21 protein-coding genes are annotated in these 20,097 nt (G+C 50.2%); 2 read left to right on the forward strand and 19 right to left on the reverse strand.

Features of this window, described 5'->3' with window-relative positions:
* Positions 1-6 precede the first annotated feature (6 nt).
* Together AC4EHJ_RS09910 and AC4EHJ_RS09915 are read right to left on the reverse strand one after the other, a co-directional pair.
* Complete coding sequence (locus tag AC4EHJ_RS09910) at positions 7-243, reverse strand: hypothetical protein (RefSeq protein ID WP_490975396.1); 237 nt, start codon at positions 241-243, stop codon at positions 7-9.
* 138 nt (positions 244-381) lie between these two features.
* The gene (locus tag AC4EHJ_RS09915; protein ID WP_490975397.1) at positions 382-759 is read right to left on the reverse strand and encodes a DUF2179 domain-containing protein; all 378 of its coding nucleotides are present in this window, start codon (positions 757-759) and stop codon (positions 382-384) included.
* Positions 760-890: 131 nt separating this feature from the next.
* Between AC4EHJ_RS09915 and AC4EHJ_RS09920 the strand changes: the two genes are divergently transcribed.
* Positions 891-1,247, forward strand: coding sequence for a hypothetical protein (locus AC4EHJ_RS09920; protein ID WP_490975398.1), 357 nt, complete (start codon positions 891-893; stop codon positions 1,245-1,247).
* 120 nt (positions 1,248-1,367) lie between these two features.
* Positions 1,368-1,700, forward strand: a complete 333-nt coding sequence (locus tag AC4EHJ_RS09925) for a hypothetical protein (protein ID WP_490975399.1) — start codon at positions 1,368-1,370, stop codon at positions 1,698-1,700.
* Between the two features lie 49 nt (positions 1,701-1,749).
* Here the strand turns inward: AC4EHJ_RS09925 and AC4EHJ_RS09930 are convergent, their stop codons facing one another.
* The 17 genes from AC4EHJ_RS09930 to AC4EHJ_RS10010 all read right to left on the reverse strand — a co-directional run bounded on the left by AC4EHJ_RS09930 (position 1,750) and on the right by AC4EHJ_RS10010 (position 20,053).
* Positions 1,750-3,096 (reverse strand): MmgE/PrpD family protein, encoded by a 1,347-nt coding sequence (locus AC4EHJ_RS09930; protein WP_490975400.1) that lies wholly within the window; start codon positions 3,094-3,096, stop codon positions 1,750-1,752.
* A gap of 2 nt (positions 3,097-3,098) precedes the next feature.
* Positions 3,099-3,755, reverse strand: a complete 657-nt coding sequence (locus tag AC4EHJ_RS09935; protein WP_490975401.1) for a GntR family transcriptional regulator — start codon at positions 3,753-3,755, stop codon at positions 3,099-3,101.
* Between the two features lie 141 nt (positions 3,756-3,896).
* Complete coding sequence (locus tag AC4EHJ_RS09940) at positions 3,897-4,553, reverse strand: potassium channel family protein (protein ID WP_490975402.1); 657 nt, start codon at positions 4,551-4,553, stop codon at positions 3,897-3,899.
* Positions 4,554-4,739: 186 nt separating this feature from the next.
* A complete protein-coding gene (locus AC4EHJ_RS09945; RefSeq protein ID WP_490975403.1) occupies positions 4,740-6,470 on the reverse strand; it encodes a M28 family peptidase in 1,731 nt (576 codons plus the stop codon).
* Positions 6,471-6,509: 39 nt separating this feature from the next.
* Positions 6,510-7,778 (reverse strand): hypothetical protein, encoded by a 1,269-nt coding sequence (locus AC4EHJ_RS09950; RefSeq protein ID WP_490975404.1) that lies wholly within the window; start codon positions 7,776-7,778, stop codon positions 6,510-6,512.
* Positions 7,775-8,512 (reverse strand): creatininase family protein, encoded by a 738-nt coding sequence (locus AC4EHJ_RS09955; RefSeq protein ID WP_490975405.1) that lies wholly within the window; start codon positions 8,510-8,512, stop codon positions 7,775-7,777. Before AC4EHJ_RS09955 ends, AC4EHJ_RS09950 begins: the two co-directional genes overlap by 4 nt.
* A gap of 44 nt (positions 8,513-8,556) precedes the next feature.
* Positions 8,557-9,927, reverse strand: a complete 1,371-nt coding sequence (locus tag AC4EHJ_RS09960; RefSeq protein ID WP_490975406.1) for an amidase — start codon at positions 9,925-9,927, stop codon at positions 8,557-8,559.
* 3 nt (positions 9,928-9,930) lie between these two features.
* Positions 9,931-10,881, reverse strand: a complete 951-nt coding sequence (locus AC4EHJ_RS09965) for a M14 family metallopeptidase (protein ID WP_490975407.1) — start codon at positions 10,879-10,881, stop codon at positions 9,931-9,933.
* A 104-nt stretch (positions 10,882-10,985) separates the two neighbouring features.
* On the reverse strand, positions 10,986-12,617 hold the full coding sequence (locus AC4EHJ_RS09970) for an ABC transporter substrate-binding protein (protein ID WP_490975408.1): 1,632 nt from the start codon (positions 12,615-12,617) through the stop codon (positions 10,986-10,988).
* Between the two features lie 90 nt (positions 12,618-12,707).
* On the reverse strand, positions 12,708-13,523 hold the full coding sequence (nikC, locus tag AC4EHJ_RS09975; protein ID WP_241666135.1) for a nickel transporter permease: 816 nt from the start codon (positions 13,521-13,523) through the stop codon (positions 12,708-12,710).
* 17 nt (positions 13,524-13,540) lie between these two features.
* Positions 13,541-14,554, reverse strand: a complete 1,014-nt coding sequence (locus AC4EHJ_RS09980; RefSeq protein WP_490975409.1) for an ABC transporter permease — start codon at positions 14,552-14,554, stop codon at positions 13,541-13,543.
* Between the two features lie 94 nt (positions 14,555-14,648).
* Positions 14,649-15,605 carry an ABC transporter ATP-binding protein gene (locus tag AC4EHJ_RS09985; RefSeq protein WP_490975410.1) on the reverse strand — a complete coding sequence of 319 codons (957 nt, stop codon included), beginning with the start codon at positions 15,603-15,605 and terminating at the stop codon, positions 14,649-14,651.
* Positions 15,559-16,575: an ABC transporter ATP-binding protein gene (locus AC4EHJ_RS09990; protein ID WP_490975411.1), complete on the reverse strand. Its 1,017-nt coding sequence runs from the start codon at positions 16,573-16,575 to the stop codon at positions 15,559-15,561. The genes AC4EHJ_RS09985 and AC4EHJ_RS09990 overlap by 47 nt, the downstream gene beginning before the upstream one ends.
* 21 nt (positions 16,576-16,596) lie before the next feature.
* Entirely contained in the window at positions 16,597-17,250 is a 654-nt protein-coding gene (locus tag AC4EHJ_RS09995; RefSeq protein ID WP_490975412.1) for a GntR family transcriptional regulator, read from the reverse strand.
* An 11-nt stretch (positions 17,251-17,261) separates the two neighbouring features.
* On the reverse strand, positions 17,262-18,314 hold the full coding sequence (locus tag AC4EHJ_RS10000) for a ketopantoate reductase family protein (protein ID WP_490975413.1): 1,053 nt from the start codon (positions 18,312-18,314) through the stop codon (positions 17,262-17,264).
* An 11-nt stretch (positions 18,315-18,325) separates the two neighbouring features.
* Positions 18,326-19,141: an SDR family NAD(P)-dependent oxidoreductase gene (locus tag AC4EHJ_RS10005; protein WP_490975414.1), complete on the reverse strand. Its 816-nt coding sequence runs from the start codon at positions 19,139-19,141 to the stop codon at positions 18,326-18,328.
* Positions 19,142-19,309: 168 nt separating this feature from the next.
* Positions 19,310-20,053 (reverse strand): SDR family NAD(P)-dependent oxidoreductase, encoded by a 744-nt coding sequence (locus tag AC4EHJ_RS10010; protein ID WP_490975415.1) that lies wholly within the window; start codon positions 20,051-20,053, stop codon positions 19,310-19,312.
* Positions 20,054-20,097: the final 44 nt, after the last annotated feature.

Below are 20,097 nucleotides of genomic sequence, written 5' to 3' on the forward strand. Positions count from 1 at the left end.
TTGATTTTATTCTTCTTCTGAAACTTCCAGGATCTTAATCGTCTTGAAGCCGAGGATCACTTTAAAGCGCAGCCCCCAGTTTGCGGAAACCACTTCCAGCTCGGAATCGGTGACATTGAAATGGAGCACTGTGTCGTGCTCAAAATCAACTAGGATATAGGCATTGGCGTTGGAGAACAGTTTGAATGATTTGTCCGCGATCAATGTCCATCCGTGTTTCAGGCCGTGGCTTTTTGTCCCCATAACTGCACCCCCTGACAGATTCTAAACGGCGAATGGTTTTTCGTCTCGTTTCCTCCATTATAGCGGCTGGCCAATGAAAAGAGCAGGCACAATCGCGCCTGTTCCAAAATTTCATGCTCTTTTATTGATCCAGCCACTTTATTTGATAGGATTCGTGAGAAATCCGCCGTTATATCGGTTTGGCTCGTAGGAAATGATAAAGGCTTTTGGCGATTGTCCGGTCACAAAATCGCGCAGTTTCTGCTCGTTTTTCCGTTTGGCCAATACTTTCATGCACATCCGCAGCCCGTCTTTCCCTTCAGCCGGCCATGCAGTGACGCCGTAGCCTTTCTCTCTTATCAGCACGGGCAGATTGGATTCATGGGCATCCACAATGATGTCGAAGACGATATAGCCGAGCACCATACGATTTTCAATGATTCCTCCAAGGTAGACCCCGAGGCCCCAGCCGGCACAATAGGCGGCAATGTTCACAGGGTCATCCAGGTTATCAAGGACGATCGTCAGCCTCAGCAAAACCGAATCTGCCCAGCAAGCGTAAGGGCGCTGATTTCTTGTTTTATCCGGCTGGATTTCGGTAAAAGCTTTTCTTTCTCCTTCTATTTCTTTTATAATGGGGAGAGTCTGAAAAAAGTAGGTTTTAATGAATGGAACAAATTTTTTGGTTTATCTATGCAGCTTTTCTCGGCACTGCGACTGTCGGCTTCATCATACACAGCGGACCGTTGAATTTTCCGGTCAAGTTTGACCTAGTTGTTTCCGTAATCACGTGGATCGGCTTGTTCGGCTTTGTCACCCAAAACCAGATTTTCGAACCGATCGTCTGGAAGTTCGTCTTTTTCGGCGGCCTCGCCTGGGATATCATTTTTGCATTCAAACTGAAAAAGCAGTTTGAGCATGAGCGCGAAGAAGTCGCGGGTCCGACCGGCACGTTTTTCGTCGCAGTGTCGACCGCCCTTTTCTTAGGGCCTCTGTATTACGGCTTGTTCCAATACGCATTTTAATCAAAAAGGGCTCCCTTTATCGGGAAGCCCTTTTCCTTTTTCCCAAAGAACTTAATTCATGTTTGTAAGTGAATTCCAATTGGAATATTATGGAAATATCAAATGGGAAGGGGCGATTGCGTGAAAAAGATTATTTTATATACATTGTTACTATTGGTTCTGCTGCCGCTGCTTTCCGGCTGCAATGGACCTCCTTTGCTTGAGGGCGAATATAGCCGCATGGAAATCACCCAAGGCGGCGAGCTTGTCCATGAAGCAAGTGAAGCCCGTGAAATTGAGGCGTTCGTTGATTTGATTAACAATGCCAACCGTGAAGAAACCCATACGTGGGAGCTCCCGGAGCCTATCGGAACATTGTCGTTCCACGGGGACAACGAAGGGATTACTTTGCCCCTTTATGAAGGAGGCGTCGGGGTAAATGAATATTTCGTCGAAGTGGACTTCGATTTTTAAGGGTTCATAAACAAAGCCGGTTCTCCATCCTGGGAACCGGCTTTGTTTATCAATTCAATATTCTCTCCGCTTTCCCTTTCGTCAATGCGATCAAGCCGTCCAGATTTTCCAGTTCGTCCAGACTGTACATCGCTTCCCGCAAAGCTTTCGCCGCTTCTTCGCCAATGATGGCGTGGACCAATCGATTGAATTTACGCTCCAATGCAGTATCGTCCATCGGATTTTCAATGCTGCCTGTGGCGTTTTTCACCGTATGGGCGATTGTTCTCCCATCCTTCAGGTAAGCTACCACATGCACTTCCTCTTCTTTCACAGCGGCATCAACCTGCGGCTGGATTTTGCTGCGGAACGCCACGACTTCCGGATTGTGGACACTGGCGTCCGAATATTGCGCTTCCCCTGCATCGCCTTCCAAGAACGCGACAGCAGCAGTGTGGTAAATACTGAATTTGCCGGCGAGCCCTGTCGGCGGCGTCGGTTTCCCTGTCAGCTCCAAAACGTACGGATTGACGGTCAGCTCGATGCGCTCGACTTCTTCCGCTTTCACTTGTTTGCCGAGTGCGATACAAGCATCAATCGAAGGATGGAGCACGATACCGCACGCATACGGCTTGAATGCGTTTTTCAGCAATTCCCATTCAGTGCCCCATGCCACATTCACTTTCGATAAATCATGCTTTGGCGCCAAGACGTTGGCAAACCCGCGTTTCGCTTCAAGCACTTCTGTAGAGCTGGTGAAATTCTTCTTGGCGAGCAATGCCGCCATCAGCCCATTCTGCGCAGCCTTTCCGGGATGGAACGGCTTTGTCATCGTGCCGAACATCTCGCGCAAGCCGAACGATTGGGTGCCGGCGATTCCAAGCGCCCATGCCATCTGTTCGGCATCCAGCTCCAGCAAGATTCCCGCCGCCGCTGCAGCACCAAAGACACCTGTCGAACTGGTGATGTGGTAGCCCAAATGATAATGGCTTGGGTACACGGCGTTAGCGATGCGCAGTTCCGCTTCGCATCCTAAGATGAACGCGTGCAGCACCTCTTCGCCGGACAGTTTCATTTTTTCAGCAAGCGCCAAAACGACAGGCGCCACCGGTCCGCTCGGATGGTGGATTGTATCGAGATGCGTGTCGTCGTAATCGAAAATATGGGAAGACATGCCATTGATTAAAGAGGCCAGCAGCAAATCGGTTTTTTCCGTACGGCCGAAAATCGAGACTTGTTCCGCCGATTGGATGTCTTCTTTCAAGCCAAGCACCATATCGACCGATGGATGGTGAGCAGCGCCGATTGCCACGCCCATCCAATTGTACAAACTTTTTTTGCCATGAATTTTGACTTCTTCCGGGATATCCTCCATTTTCGCCTTCAGGATATTTTCCACCAATTGTTTTGTCACCATTTCTATTCCCCGCCCTCTGTCAATTTTTGCATTGCGTGTTCGCGCGCATTCCGTACGTGGTGTTTGGCGATGCTTTCGGCAAACTCTCCGTCCCCTGAACGAATCGCGTCAATCAGCATCTTATGCTCGCTGATATTCTGCAGCGGCCGGCCGGATGTCGACAGCGAAGCCGACATCATCAAACCGATCTGCGTCTGCAGCATGTTCATAATGGCTTCGAGATAGACATTGCCCGACAACCGCGCCAGAGACAGGTGAAACTCCGAATTGATGCGCGCCAGTTCATGCACATGGTTCGCCACTGCTCTCATTTCCGCTTCATCGATAAGCCCACTCAGTTCGCTGATCCCTACCGGCGTATGGCGTTCCGCCAGTTTCCGTGCCGCGAGCCCTTCCAGCAATTCGCGCACATCATACAGCTGCGCCACTTTGTCGACCGACAGCGTGATGACCTTGACGCCTTTATGCGGCTCATGCGTAACGATGCCCTGCTCTTCAAGCTTACGAATCGCTTCCCGCACCGGTGTGCGGCTGACGCCGATTTTTTCGGCCAAGCCCCGTTCCGTCAGCGTCTGTCCGGGCAGGATGTCGCCGGTCCGAATGGCATTATAGAGATATTCATAAACGGAATTCTTTTTCACATCAGTCATTTCAATCATTACGCGGTCCTACCTCCTTTTCAAATGGTATACCATATTTACAAAATTATAGACTTATTATTATTAATTAGCAATAAATCAATCAAATTGTATACCAAATTAAAAACCACCGTTCAAGGGAACGGTGGTTAAGTGGTTCAGTTAAATGCCTTTTTCTTCGAAGCGCTTCAGATCATCCCGATGCCCCATGACAATAAGAACGTCGTTTTCTTGCACCTCATCATTCGGCACAGGAGCAATATTGACATCTTCTTGGCGTTTAATCGCAAGTACAATGATCTTGTAGCGCTCCCGCAAATTAAGCTTCGCCAAGGTACGGTTCGCAATTTTGCTTGATGCAGTCAATTCCTGGATGCTATAATCCTTCGACAAATCAATATAGTCGATGATTTTTTCCGAATCCATATGATGCGCGACGCGGACACCCATTTCATATTCCGGCTGGATGACCCGGTCAGCACCGACTTTTTCAAGGATTTTCTGATGCTGCAGGTCGCGGGCCTTCACCCATACCTTCGAAACGCCAATCTCTTTCAACATCAATGTGCAAAGCACGCTCGCCTGGAGATCATCCCCGATGGCGACAATGGCGTTGTCGAAATTCCGCACGCCAAGCGCTTTCAATTCGCTTTCATCCGTCGCGTTGGCAATGACGGCATGGGAAGAATGATCACGGTTCGCATCCACTCTCTCCATTTTCGAATCGATTGCCAGCACTTCATGGCCCATTTTATAAAGCTCTTGGCACACACTGCTGCCAAAACGGCCAAGGCCAATTACCACGACTTGTTTTTTCACTTTAATTCCCTCTTTCTGCGCTATCCTTCAATCATGCCTAATAGCTAAAATCTACCCCTGCAAGCCCCTATTGTCAAATGGCATCTATTCTTTGCACACCAAGGGTGAAGCACAGTTAATTTTGCCAATACACAGTTAAAGAGAGGATGTTCGCGCCTATGCGCAGACATCCTCCCTTTGTGCCCATTATTCCAACAGCGATTCGGCAATCCGCATCGCTTTTAAAAGAGCGAATTCGACTTTATTGAGCCGCCTTTTCAACAAAGTCTGCCATTCAAGTGCTTCCGGGCTCCCCGGATCGGTTTCCGACAGCAGCCGGATATCTTTTAACAACGGCACGGTTGGCAGATTCACCGCCAGATCCTGCTCGAAAAGATCGCCGCTGACGTAACTCAGCGGAATCAGTTCATGGGAAATCGTGAGCATTGCTTGATTGAATTTCTTTGCTTCGCCGTCCTCCCATTCTTTCCGGTCAGCCAGTTTGTTGAGCTGTGCCCCCAGTGCTTGGAGCTTTTTAGCACGTTCCAAGGCCATCGACAAATCCAGCTGCCCTTCCGCCATCCTTGCATAGCCCTCCAATGCCGCTGCGATTTCAGCGGCGCCTGCGGCATGGTTGAGCGCCATCACTTTGCGCGAACAGGAATCGTAGATCAGTGACACGTAAACTTGGCAATCTCGGCGCAGGTTTTCAGGGTCGAGCTTGTCGAGCGTATCTTCCACAGTATGCCACCACCAGCCGAAGCCTCCGGATTTGATTCCGCCGAAAAGCTTCACTAAGGTCCGCGACGCTGCATCGTCAGTTTGAGGCTGTTCGGAAAGACCCATGAACAACGCAGGAACTCCCGGCCCCCAGAAAGATTGATCGCCCCCCCTTCCAAAGCGCTTGCCGATAAAAGCTTCGCCTGTCAGTGCTTCTACGAACGAGCCGCCGTAATCGCGTGTTTCGGCCATGCAGTTGCTTTCGCCAAGGATTTGCGCCCCCTTTCCCCCCAAAGAATCTGCATAGACATGCAGCAGGCAATGTTCATGCAGCTCTTCCCAGTGGCTGTCGCAATAATAGGCTGATCCTGAATAGCGGCCGTGGGAATGCCCGGACCAAAACGCCAAGCGCAGAGTCCGGCGCAGCGGCAATGGCTGGCTCATTAGAACCCTTGCCGTTTCAAGCAATGCTGCATTGGCGCTGGCGTTGTCCATTGCGCCATAATGCCAGGAATCGATATGGCTGCTGAACAACACGAATTTTTCCGGTTCTATTTCACCTTTGATGTCTGCTATTAACGTAGGAATTTTACGCCAGCCGGTATCGACTTCCGTTTTTAGCCAGACTTTCACCGGTTCACCGGATCGGGCCAGTTGCCCGAGCAATTGGGCTCCTTCTTTTTCCGTGATGGAAAGCACCGGAATTTTCGGAAACTCTTTTTTCGTCTCCGGTGTCGGATTGCCCCAGACCCGGGATACCGTCATTTCGTGGGTGATGGACCCGTTGATGAAAACTCCGGCAATCGCTCCTGCTTGCTCCAGCATTTCCACCCCACCCGGCGTTGCAATTCCTTCCGTGAGAACCACTTTTCCGGCTGTCTCCATGCCAGAGGCGAGCTCTTTCACATAAAGCAGCTCTCCGCTGAGCCCCTCGTTTCCGGTCGATGTGGACATCGAATGGGTGATGCATGGAAACTCCATGCCGCCTGCCTGCAATTCTGCCGACAACGGCAAACTGATAAAGCCGTCATGAAAGCTCAAAGCGGTTTCAATCCCCAGAGCATCCAGCTCGCCCTTTACGTATTGGAACGCGCGCAGCTCTGCTGGCGAACCCGAGAGCCGAACTTCTTTGGCAATTTCTGCCGTAAACGCCATCAATTTTGCGGCCGATACCGCACTACTCAAATTCAGGTGTGTTTTATTCAACTCGACAACCATAGAAAACCTCCTTTTCCGGCGGTGAAATGCCTCATTTTGCTATAGGACAAAATCCTTTGCAGCAGTCTTAACTTGTTCAAACGGCTGAAAGCGGCTGCCGCTCAAATCACTGACGGCATCGATAAACGTATTGGTTGTATGCGGCGTATCATAAAGAATCTTGAAAAACTCCGCCCTTTGTTCTTTCGCAACCGAATCATAGCCTTTGCCGACCATCCAACGGCCGTAATAATAGGAAGGATAATAGGTTTTCTGAATGGGATGCGAGAAAAACCGGTAGCAATTATTCGCTTCGATAGGGCCCAACATCCCTTTTTCCATCATATATGCGATGGCTTCTTCTTTGTTCATATTCCCTTCATTGAACAGATAACAGGCATTGGTCATGGCCATTCGCTGCATGTCGATCCAATCGCGCCCCAGCTTGTAATGGCGCTTCGTTTGGAGGCTAATGCCCTCGGTTTCTTCTTCGTCCCGATCCCATCCAAGAAAATGGAGTGCGCTTTCAGGACCCCCTTCGAATAACGCATTCGTCGGGCTGTTGATCAGGTAATAAGAAGCTTCGATCGGCAGCTTGCCTTGCTGAAAGAGATAATCCCAGCGGCAGTAAAATGCCTGATGGCCTGGGTAGCCTTCATGTGCCATGATCTGCGCCAGCACCGGTTCTGTCCATGGCCGGTCAATATTGAATGTCAGATTGCCGCGGTAATTCCCGGTATACTTGGAGTATCCGCTCCAAAACACCCCTTGAATCGACTTGATGTAATCCAATCCGTCTCCCTCAGGCAATTCGATGACCCGCTTTATTGTTCCTTCTTTGCTTTTGTCTTTCATCGACTCTGCCACTTCGATTACTTTATCAGGCGCAATCAATGTCTCTGCAAGCCAGCTTTGCGCTTTTTCTTGCAGGCTGCCTTTATAACCGAGTTCCCCGAGCCCTTTTTCCACAAGCTCGCGGTGCCCAGCCATCGTCTCTTCCGGGATAAGTGTGGCCGGCAATTCCTGGATGTTGGCAATGTATTCCGCATAGGGCAAATCATCGCCTTGAAGGCTGCGGCCAAAATAGCGGTACGCATTGACCATCGAGCGCAAATACCTTCCTGGATGGCCAGCAAGCCCCTGGATCTCTTTCTCCACCTCATCGATTTTGCGGCCAATGTCATCAAAGTTCCGGAGTGAAGGCTTGACGCTGCTGTAGCTGGCTGACGCCGTTTCCGTATCGTGCATTTTCAAGGTTTGTTCGTTGAGGCTTAAAACGATATCCACTATCGCTTCTCCTACCGGTTCCGAAGTCCAACGTAAGGTCATCTTTCTATTCCCCTTTCATACTGCATTTCAATATCCCATAATGTGCTTATGTCTTCGAGTACCAATTTCACCATCATCGCGTAGAGTTTTTCCCCTTTGTCAGCCGTTGCTGCCCCAGCGTTGCCAGAAAAGGCTTGCGGATACAGCGTCGCGCCGCCATCTTTAAAACGGAAGCGTTTTGCCAAGGGAATTTCGTGGCTGCCGACGCCTTCCGTATACGCATACCGCTCATCGATCGCCAGGACCATCGATGTCTCGTCTTCGCCTGCATGGCCCGGGTCCGGAGCAATCCCTTTGATGTCTTCCCGGTAATCGATATACCAATTGATGGTCAGTGTCCGTACCCCGATGTCCGCCAATTTTTCGGTGACAAGATCGAGGCTCGCAATGTTGCCGCCGTGGCCATTGAACAAGATGATGTTGCTGAATCCGTTCTGGTAAAAGCCTTTGCATATTTCAAGAACATAATTCCCGAAAACTTCCCCAGGAACATCAATCGTCCCGGCAAACGGCGCAAGCCCCCAGGAATGGCCATACGCCACTTCAGGCGCCATCAAAATCCTGTCGCCAGCCTCTTTTTCGAGCCGCCTGACGAATTCCCTTGGAATCAGTACATCCGTGCCAAGCGCACAATGGGGTCCATGGGCTTCGATCATGCCGATCGGCAGCAGCACCGTATTGATGCTTTTCTGTAGTTCTTTAAAATCATTTAAATTCATCGTCATCATATCCATAAGCCGCTTCCTTTCTTTTCTTCCTGCGCCATTCGGGCTGTTTCTCAATCAAAGCTGGGCATCCGAGCGCTCCGCATGGTTTCAAGCTGATGCGCGGCGCGGAGCAATTCAATGTCCTGAAAATGCGGAGCGGCAAGCTGCATGCCTACTGGCAAGCCATCGGCTGTAAAACCCATATTCACTGACACTGCCGGATGGCCGCTGATATTAAAAGGTCCCGTGAACAGCATCTCGTCTTCTTCGCTGCCGATAACCGGGTCTTCCGCAAGGGCTGCAAACGACACCGTCGGCATCAATAACAGGTCAAATGTGTTGAAAAGGGTTGAGACGGCTGATGTGAAACCTTTCAGATCCCGTTGGCCGTTCAAGTAATCAACAGCTTTCGAAGCCATGCCCTGCTCGATCTGACGATACGTCATACTTGCGTATTCCTCTTTTCGGCCAAGCCATTGCTGATGAATCTGCGCCGCTTCCGGCAGCAGCACCGCCATGATGATTTCCTCCATCCGCGCCCATCCTTCAATTTCCACCTCATCGATATGCCAGCCAAGCGACCGGACATGCTGCAGCGTTTCCTGATAAACGCGAGCCACTTCAGGCGCAAGTCCGCGTAGAAACCGCTCCGGCAGAACGCCGACGTGCTTAGCGTCCAACGCACTGAAATTGCTGATGTCCACTTCACCGGAGCCACCCGTTAATGAATGGGGATCTTGCGGGTCAAAGCCCGCAATCACTTCCAGCACCAGCGCCGCATCGAGCGCATTGCGGGCGAGTGGCCCGGCGTGGTCGAGCGACCCGCTTAATGGAAAGACCCCGTGCACGCTCACCAGCCCTCGCGTCGGTTTGAGTCCGGCAACCCCGCAATAGGAAGCAGGGATGCGGATAGATCCGCCCGTATCCGAGCCAAGTGAAAAATAACCGATGCCGCTTGCAACGGCAGCCGCCGATCCACCAGATGAACCACCGGACGTTTTCGCCAGGTCCCACGGATTGTTCGTCTTGCCGAAATCCGGATGGACGATTCCATAAGCGAATTCAAGCATATTGGTTTTTCCAAGCATGACAGCACCGGCTGCGTCCAGCTTGCTGATGGCTGTCGCACTGTAATCCGGCACAAAATCTTTCAGGATATGGGAAGCACAAGTAGTACGGATTCCCTCCGTATAAAATAAATCTTTTGCGGAATACGGAATCCCTGCAAGCAGATGGCTTGGCTTGTTCGCCAAAAATGCCTCTTCCGCTTTTTTTGCCTGCCGCAGCGCAGGTTCTTCAGTCACCGTTATAAACGCATTCAATGCCTTCCCGATTTTTTCCTGGCGTTCAAAGGACAGTTTCACCACTTCCACCGGAGACACTTGTTTCTGGCGATACAAAGCGGCAAGCTCGGTAATTGAAAGGTTCAGCACATTCTCCATATTTCACGCTCCTATTGCCAGCAAAGGATCGCCGTCATTAATGGCAAGGGAACTGACCAAAAATAACACGATGCCATCCGTATGCGAGCGGATTTCCTGAAGGGTGTCGCCGAATTCGTCTGCCAGCTTTCCCAATAGCTGTCCTTTGGCGACTTCTTCACCTACTCTGATGTGCGGATACCAAAGCCCGCGTCTATCGGAGCGGTACCAGTCAAAAACAGAGATATAAACAGAGTCAGCTTTCCGAACTTCATCATTTAGGATGCCTAAAGACGCCAAAACATTGCGGACGCCGCGTTGCAGCATCTGGGAGTCCTGTTCACTCATAATCCCTTGCTGCCCGGCCTCAGCAATTATTGCGGGGATGCCCTGTTCAGCGGCGCAGCCATAAGTAGATCCCGGCACTTGGCCGCTGCTGCCGATCACATAGCTGATTTCAAATAACGATGCCATGTCTTTTGAAGTTTCAAGCACTATCTGATTTTCAGCGGCATGGTAAATAGTGAACGGCACCAGCGCTTCGATCATATCGCCGCCGTGGAGATCAATGATGTAATCGACCTTCTTCAGCACTGCTTCATTGAGCCAATAAGCGAGCCTTTCCGCGTCACTTCCATGTTGATTTCCAGGAAACATGCGGTTCAGGTTTTTATGGTCTTTTGGATGGACGTAAATGCTGCGGGCATAAAATGAGGCAGGATTTGCAATCGGCAAAACGATTACCTTTCCCTTCATCTCTTCAGGGTCAAGCGCCGCGCCTATCTTTAGAGCCGCGTCGATTGAGGTATATTCACAGCCATGAATGCCGCCCATGACCAGGACTGTTGGGCCTTCTTGCAAACCGTTGACCAGAAAGACCGGCAGTTTTTCTTCTATAGATGGCAATTCAAGGTAAGATTTCACTTTTTCTCCTTTAGCAGCGGATACATTTGAGACCTTCCATTCTTTCTCCATGTCCGTATTCCCACCTTATGTGATTTCTGAATCCTCCGGACCTGCCATTTTTCTAAAAAAGAGGGAGGCAACTGTTGTGCAACAGCCGCTCCCACCCTCGTATCCTATTCTTCTTTCGTGATCTTATGGAACGGTACATACCAGGAATTCATCGGATTCAATTCATAGCCTTTGACCCAGCTTCTTAAAGGAGCCTGCAGCTTAGGTTGGGCGACAAAGATGTATGGAACTTCCTCCGCCATGATATTCTGGATTTCCATGTAATTTTTTTCACGCAGCGCTTCATCTGTAGAAGTTCTTCCTTCTTCAAGCAGCGCATCGATTTCGTTGTTTTCATAGAACGCCAAGTTGAATCCCGGTCCTTTGCTGGATGAATGTGCGAAGTACCATAGGTTATAGTCAGGATCCGGATAATCCGGTGTCCAGGAAACTAGCCCGAAATCATGTTTGCCCGTTGTTACGAGATCCAGGAATGTCGGCCACGCGTAGGTTTTGATGTTCAACGTAACACCAACTTTCTCTAAATCGGACTGCAGCAGCAATGCCGTGTTGCTGCGAACTTCGTTGTCTTCTGAAATGGCGATTTCAAGTTCTAGGCCACTTTCATGGCCTGCCTCTTTCAACAACTCTTTCGCTTTGTCCAAATCGTAGTCGTAAAGCTTCGCATCGGGATTAAAGCCGAACATGCCTTTCGGAACTGCTCCTACGATGCGCTCCGCTTTGTTCAGATAAACGCTTTCCAGCAATGCATCGTAATTGATGCTGTGGGCAATCGCCTGGCGTACACGAACATCGGCAAGCGCGCCTTTTTCCGTATTCATCGGCATATAATCAATTTGATAGCCATCCGCTTCCAGGATTTCCACACCTTCAGTGCCTTCCATCTGCCCTAAAACTTCAGGAGAGATGACGACATTGTCGATCATATCGATTTCCCCTTTTTCAAGCATTAGGCGGGCAGTGGATGCTTCCGTGATGAAACGGATATTCACCGTTTCCATCGTCGGGGCTTCTCCCCAATAATCCGGGTTCGCTTTCATGACCAGCGTTTCACCGCGGTCCCAGCTGTCCAGCATGTAAGGGCCTGAACCCATCACTTCTTCAGACAGGAAGCTTTCGCCCAAATCATCACCGTGGTTTTTTTCCAGCGCCGGGTTGACGATATTGCCGAACGCCGTTCCCAACGTACTGACAAATGGAGCAAAAGGCTGCTTCAGCGTAATCTTGATCGTATGGTCATCGATAATTTCGAAGCTGTCTTTATCAATCACCTTGCTGAAGATTCCGGCTGCGGATTTTCCGACATCGATCGCCCGGGTGAACGAATATTTGACTGCTTCCGCGGTCACCGGCGAACCGTCATGGAATTTCGCATTTTCCACTAATTTGAAGGTATATTCCTTGCCGTCATCTGAAACTTCCCAGCTTTCCGCAAGCTGCGGCTGTGGCTCTGTCGATGTCCCGTCATACGTCACCAAGCGGTCGTACGTCATGTAAATTACACGAAACGTTGTATTTGCCGCTGCACCATGCGGATCCAAGCCCGGTATGTCCTGGTTGGTCGCAAAATTAAAGACCTCGGCATCGAAGTTTTCATTCGATTCAGCGGCTGTGCCTTCAGGTGACGCCGCCCCTTCTCCTTCTGTTTCTTCATTGTAATTTTGGCAGCCTGCAAGCACTAACACAGCAATAATAAGGAATAAGAAAAATTTTGCCCAACGAGTTTTGAACTCCACTGTATTTCCCCCTTTATTTGGTGTGGTTGATTTCCGGACACAAAATGAGCAGACAACCTCTATCCCCCTTTCAATGAATTCACGTACGGCTTAACGTTGCTTTGGATCCATGACGTCATTCAGCCCGTCACCGAGCAGGTTGAATCCGAGTACGGTAAACAAGATTGCCAAGCCTGGGAATGTCGCCGCCCACCAAGCTTCCCGCAATATCTCGCGGCTATTCGCCAACATTGCGCCCCATTCAGGCGAAGGCGGCTGTGCGCCTAGCCCGATGAAACTGAGTCCAGCTGCAGACAAGATGACAAATCCCAGATCGAGGGAAGCCTGGATGGTTGCCGGAGCAATCGAGTTCGGAATCACTTCCTTGAACAAAATCCGGAAAGGGTTCGCGCCGAGCGCCCGCGAAGCTTCGATGAATTCTGAATGCTTGATTGACATCACCGATGACCTGACAATCCGCGTATACCATGGCCACCAGGTGGCGGCGAGTGCCAGCATGACGTTTTCAATTGACGGCCCGAGCGCAGCCGCAATGGACATTGCCAAAATAATGCCGGGAAATGATAGAAAGACATCGGTAATTCGCATGATGACTTGGTCGATGCGTCCGCCTGCATAGCCGGCAATCGCGCCGAGAATCGTGCCGATGGGAAATGCGATCAGCACCACCAATAAGCCGATGCGAAGAGAAATTCGTGTGCCGTAGATGATGCGGCTGAAAATATCCCTCCCTACTTCATCGGTGCCGAAATAATGCTCCGCACTCGGCGCCTCCAATTTGCTTACGAGATCTACTTCGGTCGGGCTGTGCGTCGCAATGGCCGGAGCAAATAATGCCGCTATCAGGATGATCACTACTATGAAGAGCCCGAGCATTGTCAACGGGCTGCTTGTTACTCTTCGCACCAACTCGATCACTCTCCTTAGTTATGCTTCAAACGCGGATCGATGAAAAAATACAAGGTATCAACAATCAAATTGACGATGATAAACATGACCGCTATAAGCAAAGTGACGCCCATGACAGCGGGAAAATCCAAGTAATTGATGGCGTTGACCGCGTATTGGCCAAGTCCTGGCCACGAAAACACCGCTTCTACGAGGACACTGCCGCCCAGCGCATGGCCAAATGCCATTCCGAGGAGCGTAATGACCGGCATAATGCCATTCCGTAAAGCATGGCCATAAAGCACCCGGTTCTCTGGAGCCCCTTTTGCAAAAGCCGTTCGGATATAATCGCTTTGGAGCACCGTCAACATGCTTGAACGGGTCATCCGAGTAATCATTCCGACTGTCACCGCCGCAAGCGTAATGCCTGGCAGGATCATGTGCATGACCGCTGCATAAAGTACTGGCCAATTCCCAGTCAACAACGCATCGATCGTATACATGCCGGTTATATATTCTGGAGGTGACATGCCGCCGTCCAGCCTTCCAGAACCCGGCAGCACGCCTAGTTTCAGATAGAAGAAAAGCAGCAGCAATAACCCAAGCCAGAACGCCGGCATCGCGACGCCGATCAATGCGAAGATCCTGGTGAACTGATCGGCGATCCTGTCTTTCCTGCTGGCACTGATGACGCCGAACGGAATTCCGACTACCAGCGTGATGAACATCGCGAACATAGTCAGTTCAAATGTGGCAGGTGAATATCTGAGCAGATCATCTACAACCGGGCGCTGGGAATAAGTGCTTTCCCCAAGGTCTCCTTGAAAAATTCCTGCCATGTAATTTCCGTACTGCACATAAAGCGGATCGTTAAGCCCCATGTCTTCCCGCAGCGCCTCGAGTCCTTCCGGCGTAGCTTTCGGGCCTAGGATCAGGCGCGCCGGATCTCCCGGGATGGTATTTGAGATAGCGAAAGTCAAGATGCTGATACCGATCAGAATCGGAATCATCAGCACCAAGCGTTTACCGATAAACCGCAAGGCGTCCATTAAGCTGTCCCCCTCCATTCGCATTCAAGCTATTTACGTTTCCTCAAGCAAATTGATGAAACTGTTATTTCTTATCGAGCAGAGAATTGAAGATTTAAACATGGATGCATGCCGCAAAATGTCCGGGTGCTTTTTCTTCCAGCGGCGGCACAATCTCTGCGCATTCCTTTGTCGCCATGGGGCATCTCGTATGGAATGTGCAGCCAGTCGGCGGATTCGACGGACTCGGCAAATCGCCTTGCAGGATGATGCGGCTCCTTACACGTGTCGGATCCGGAACCGGCAATGCAGACAGCAGCGCCTGCGTATAAGGATGCATCGGCGTGTCGTAAACCTTTCCGACATCGGCGATTTCAACAACTTTGCCCAAATACATCACCGCCACTTTATCCGAGATATGCTGCACAACGGACAAGTCATGGGAAATGAACATATAGCTGAGATTCATCTCCTGCTGTAATTCGAGCATGAGGTTGAGCACTTGTGATTGAACGGAGACATCCAGCGCTGAAACCGGCTCATCGGCGATGATTAATTTCGGATTGAGCGCCAATGCCCGGGCAATCCCGATGCGCTGGCGCTGGCCGCCTGAAAATTCATGGGGATAATTGCTGAGCTGCTCTTTCCGCAAACCGATTTTGCCCGACAAGTTCTCAATCAGCTCTTTTCGTTCCCTTTTATCTCCGATGCCATGGATGATCAGCGGCGCCTCGAGGATTTGGCGCACCGTCCGACGTGGATTGAGCGAAGCGTAAGGGTCCTGGAAGACAATCTGCATTTCTTTTCGCAATTCCTTCAGCCGCTTAGCGGACATGCCCACGATTTCTTCCCCTTCGAATTTAATACTGCCTTCCGTCGGTTCCACCAAACGCAGAATCGAACGGCCAAGGCTGGATTTACCGCAGCCTGATTCTCCGACAACACCCAATGTTTTGCCTTCCTCTATAGTGATCGATACGCCGTCTACTGCCTTAACGATCGTCTTTTCACCCAAAAAACCTTTTTTAGTGGTGAAATGCTGTTTCAAGTTCGTTACTTCCAGCAGTGCCATTCGCCATCCCCTCCTTTTCCTCGTAGAGCCAGCAGGCAGTTTGATGATCTTCTTTGATGCGGATCATCGCAGGTGTCACATTTCGGCAGATGTCCATTACATGCGGACAGCGATCGGCAAAACGGCAACCCACCGGCATGCTTCCTGGCGTTGGGACAGTGCCTGGAATCGATCCCAGCTTTTTCTTGCGCTCTCCGAGCTTTGGTATCGATGCTAAGAGCCCTTGCGTGTAAGGATGCTTCGGGTTTTGGAATAATTCAATGACCGGCGCCTCTTCGACGATTTTGCCGGCATACATGACCAGCACCCGGTTGCACACTTCGGCCACGACGCCCATATCGTGGGTGATCATAATAATGCCCATGTCCGTCTGTTGTTTAATTTCGTTCATCAATTCCAGAATCTGGGCCTGAATGGTTACATCGAGCGCCGTTGTCGGCTCATCACAGATTAACAGCTGGGGTTCACACGCCATTGCAATTGCGATCATCACCCGCTGGCGCATGCCGCCGGACAACTGATGCGGATATTCATCGATCAGTTCTTCCGCACGCGGCAAGCCAACGGACTTCAGCAATCCCAGTACCCTGCCCCGCCGTTCCTCTTTGCTTTTTCTCGTATGGAGGATGAGCGATTCCTCGATTTGTGTGCCGATTGTTTGAAGCGGATTCAGCGAGGTCAGCGGATCTTGGAAAATCATCGACATTTGGTTGCCTCTGATTTTTTCAAGCCGCCTTTTGGAATAAACGGAAATCAATTCTCCTTGCAAATCCACTTCGCCCGTGAGGCGTGCTTTATCCGGCAGCAACTGCATCAATGACAATGCTGTCATACTTTTCCCACAGCCCGATTCCCCGACAATCCCCAAGGTTTCGCCTTGCTTCACCTGAAAAGAGACTCCTTCAAGAATCGGCGAATATTTTCCCGCCCGTTTCAGCGACAGCGACATATTTTTCACATCCAACAGCATACTTCCACCGCCTTTTCAGTCTTAGGTTGATGGTATTTTCGACAAATCCTTCAGCGCAGCCGTGTAATGATCCGAAAATGCTTTTTGGATTTTCTTTTTGTTGCGGGTGCGGAGCGCTTCCAGCAGAATCCGATGATTTTGAACCACTTGCTCGACTCTCATCGGCACCTGATTTGCTACGGTCAAATACATGACGCCGACCTGCGTATCGAGATGCTTATGGATACTAATAAGCCGATTATGCTTCGATGCCGATACGATTTTGCCATGGAACAAGATGTCGCATTGGACTTGCCGTTCAATGTCATGGTCTTGCATAGCTTCCGTAAACTGTTCAATATAGCCTTCCAGATCGGCCATATCCTGCTCCGTCAAATGCGGCAATGCCAATTGCGCCGCTTCCCCTTCCAGCAAGGCGCGCAAGGTATAGATTTCAAAGGCATCCTGCTTCGACAAAGTCGCTACGAAAGTCCCTTTATTGGTCTCGTGTTTGATTAATCCCTCATTTTGCAGAAGCTTTAACGCTTCTCGAATCGGCCCTCTTGAAATACTGAATTTTTCTGCGAGCTGCGCTTGGTTGATCCAGCTTCCCGCCTGCATTTCACCGTTCAAGATCATTTTCCTGATAATTTTTGCTACATCGTCCGATAAGGTTCTTTGGTCTGGGATAATCATCTCTTTCACTCCTATAGCCGGCTCGCTCTTGCCGGCAATGTCTCGTATATCTCCTGCATTTCGTATAGATTCGCCCATCCCATCGGCCTAATGCCGAATTCAATTTCTTTTATGGCTTCAATCAATGCTGCCAGCAGCGGCATTTCGATGCCGTGGTTTTGTCCGATTTCCAGAATCGGCACCAACTGGGCATCTACCTCTGTTTTGCGTTTGCGGACAGCCAAATCCCGCCATATCCCGCTTTTCTGCTTTTTATTTGCATCCATCCGTCCGGCCAGTTTCTCCAGCTGAGCGTTCAGCTTTTCCGGGTCTCTTTTTTCGCGGGGATAAACCAAAGACGGTTCCCAGTCATCAAAACCGAGCGGCTTCACGCTTTCTTGGTCGGCTGTTTCTAAGATTTCAGCACATAATTCCATGAGCATGCCACGAAACTCACGCCGTCGCACTACTGTAGCCATTGTTTCGTCGACAAGAGCTGTTGCATATAACAACCCAGCATACGACATCTTGCCCCATAAAAATCCCCAAATATTGCCAGTCACTTCCGCAGGACCCCATACTTGAAGTTTGTCTTTTAATGCCAAGATGCGCGGTGAAATCCGCCCGTTCAATTCACCCAAGTAAAGGGAAGCAACGCCACCGTAAAGGATTTTTCCTGGCTCGATATAATCCGCCGAAAAGTTAACAAAGCAGCCGATTGTGCGTTCGGCTCCGATCATCTTCGAAATCCGGCGTTCGCAAAGTCCGTTCTGCAATGACACCACTTCGGACGAAGAGGTCAAAAGATTCAGTAAAGGCGCCAGCGCTTTTTCAGTGTGATGAGCTTTGACGCACAGGAAAACCGTGCTCAGCGGCTGGCGTTTTTCGACGAGCTGTTCTGGAGTGAAAGCCAAAGCTTTCACTGTAAAGGTTTCTTCCAGGCCTTCGATCGTTAGCCCGTCTGAATTGATCTTGTTGACGTGTGCTTCAGCGACGTCACAGAATATGACCTCTTCCCCCGCACGCAAAAGGTATGCGCCAAGGACTCCCCCAATTGCTCCGGCTCCGATAATCGTAATTGCCATTATGTGCCCTCCTAGAAAAGTTGTAGTCCACCATCGGCCGAAATCACTTGGCCGCTTACATAACGGGAAAAGTCTGATGCGAAAAAGAGAACCGGATGGGCAATATCTTCCGGTGTGCCCAACCTTTTGAGTGAAATGGATTCGATCAGATTCTCCTGCTGGGTGCCATTCATTGCACCCCATTGCCTTTCAGTGGAAGGGTTAGATAAGACAAATCCCGGGGCCACATTGTTGACGGTTATGCCATAGTGGCCCAGTTCCCTGGCCATTTGGCGGGAAAAGCCGATCTGCCCTGCTTTTGCGCTGGTGTAAGCCTGTATGCCGGTCAAACTGCTGCTGCGGCCTGCACCGCTCGAAATATTGACAATCCGGCCGTAGCCTTCTTTTTTCATATGCGGCGCCACTGCCCGCACCATATAAAAAGCCGATTTGAGGTTAATATCGATAACCTTGTCCCATTGCTCATCTGAAACCTCATCAATAGCTTGGTGGACTTGTCCAGCTACGCCTCCGGCAACATTGATGAGGATATCAATTTTGCCAAAGCTGGCTGCAGCTTTTTCGACAAAGCCGTTGACTGCGTCGGAGTCTGTAACGTCGCATATATATGTATTGATTGATCCAGCGGAAGCGGACGCAGCGATCGCTCTTTCCACTTCTTCTTTCGTTTCCAAGAGGGAATGCCCAAGAATATCAGCTGCCGCCACGGCTGCCCCCCGAATAGCGAGCTCCCGGCAAATGGCCCGCCCGATTCCGTGTGCCGCTCCTGTGACGATTGCGACTCGATTTTCAAAAGTTAACTGTAAACTGTTAACACTTTGATTCATTGCAATCCCTCCCTTGCTGATTTTTTTATAGTATATTCTTATTACTTTTTATTTGCAATACTATTTAGAATATTTAGATTTAATATTTTATCCTTATAATATTAACTTATTGTCGGATATAAAAACCAAAAAAAGAGAGCCTCGATTCAGGCTCTCTCTCTTCTGTTATTATTGTGCTGTATATCCGCCGTCGACCAAAATGGTCGTGCCTGTCATGAATTCATTTTCGCAGAGGAAAACGATGGCATGCGCGATTTCGTCCGGCTGGCCGAGACGGCCGATCGGGTGTTTTGCCACCAGGGCATCATAGAATTCCGGCCCGAGCGCATCGCGGCTAACCATGCCTGACTCGACATATCCGGGAGCGACTGCGTTGACGCGGATATTCTTGCTGGCGTATTGAAGGGCGAGTGATTTCGTCATCAAATTGACTGCCCCTTTGGAAGCGTTATACGCAAAAGCAGCCCCTTCCCCAACGCTTCCGAGGATAGAAGAAGTGTTGATGACGACTCCGCCGCCGGTTTTCATCATTTCCCGCACTGCATGCTTGGAACCGAAAAAGACGCTGTCCTGATTAACCGCGATGATTTTATGGTAATCTTCGTAAGTCAACTCATGGGTTTCACTTAAGGAGCCGACACCCGCGTTATTGACCATAATATCGAGCTGGCCGAATTGGCTGACAGCCTCCGCCACTAAATTTTGAACGGCTTCTTCCTGTGCCACATCCACTTTTAAAAAAGATACGCTTCCGCTGTGTTCAGTTAGCTGCTCAACTGCGGCTTGGCCGCCTTCCTCGTTGAAATCAGCTACTATTACTTTCGCTCCTTTGGCAAGGAACGCTCTTGTAGTTGCAAGCCCGATGCCCGATGCACCGCCTGTCACCACTGCCACTTTGCCTTGTAAATCCATTCGATTTGCCCCCTCGTGTTTTAACATTTCTCACCACCCCATTA

Source organism: Planococcus sp. TJ-301 (assembly GCF_058268475.1).

Bases quoted from the DNA above. Each gene is read 5' to 3' on its own strand.
- AC4EHJ_RS09910 (WP_490975396.1), bottom strand. From the start codon at position 243: ATGGGGACAAAAAGCCACGGCCTGAAACACGGATGGACATTGATCGCG.
- AC4EHJ_RS09920 (WP_490975398.1), top strand. From the start codon at position 891: ATGGAACAAATTTTTTGGTTTATCTATGCAGCTTTTCTCGGCACTGCG.
- AC4EHJ_RS09930 (WP_490975400.1), bottom strand. From the start codon at position 3,096: ATGGTGACAAAACAATTGGTGGAAAATATCCTGAAGGCGAAAATGGAG.
- AC4EHJ_RS09935 (WP_490975401.1), bottom strand. From the start codon at position 3,755: ATGATTGAAATGACTGATGTGAAAAAGAATTCCGTTTATGAATATCTC.
- AC4EHJ_RS09945 (WP_490975403.1), bottom strand. From the start codon at position 6,470: ATGGTTGTCGAGTTGAATAAAACACACCTGAATTTGAGTAGTGCGGTA.
- AC4EHJ_RS09950 (WP_490975404.1), bottom strand. From the start codon at position 7,778: ATGACCTTACGTTGGACTTCGGAACCGGTAGGAGAAGCGATAGTGGAT.
- AC4EHJ_RS09955 (WP_490975405.1), bottom strand. From the start codon at position 8,512: ATGGATATGATGACGATGAATTTAAATGATTTTAAAGAACTACAGAAA.
- AC4EHJ_RS09960 (WP_490975406.1), bottom strand. From the start codon at position 9,927: ATGGAGAATGTGCTGAACCTTTCAATTACCGAGCTTGCCGCTTTGTAT.
- AC4EHJ_RS09965 (WP_490975407.1), bottom strand. From the start codon at position 10,881: ATGGAGAAAGAATGGAAGGTCTCAAATGTATCCGCTGCTAAAGGAGAA.
- AC4EHJ_RS09980 (WP_490975409.1), bottom strand. From the start codon at position 14,554: ATGGACGCCTTGCGGTTTATCGGTAAACGCTTGGTGCTGATGATTCCG.
- AC4EHJ_RS09985 (WP_490975410.1), bottom strand. From the start codon at position 15,605: ATGGCACTGCTGGAAGTAACGAACTTGAAACAGCATTTCACCACTAAA.
- AC4EHJ_RS09990 (WP_490975411.1), bottom strand. From the start codon at position 16,575: ATGCTGTTGGATGTGAAAAATATGTCGCTGTCGCTGAAACGGGCGGGA.
- AC4EHJ_RS09995 (WP_490975412.1), bottom strand. From the start codon at position 17,250: ATGATTATCCCAGACCAAAGAACCTTATCGGACGATGTAGCAAAAATT.
- AC4EHJ_RS10000 (WP_490975413.1), bottom strand. From the start codon at position 18,314: ATGGCAATTACGATTATCGGAGCCGGAGCAATTGGGGGAGTCCTTGGC.
- AC4EHJ_RS10005 (WP_490975414.1), bottom strand. From the start codon at position 19,141: ATGAATCAAAGTGTTAACAGTTTACAGTTAACTTTTGAAAATCGAGTC.
- AC4EHJ_RS10010 (WP_490975415.1), bottom strand. From the start codon at position 20,053: ATGGATTTACAAGGCAAAGTGGCAGTGGTGACAGGCGGTGCATCGGGC.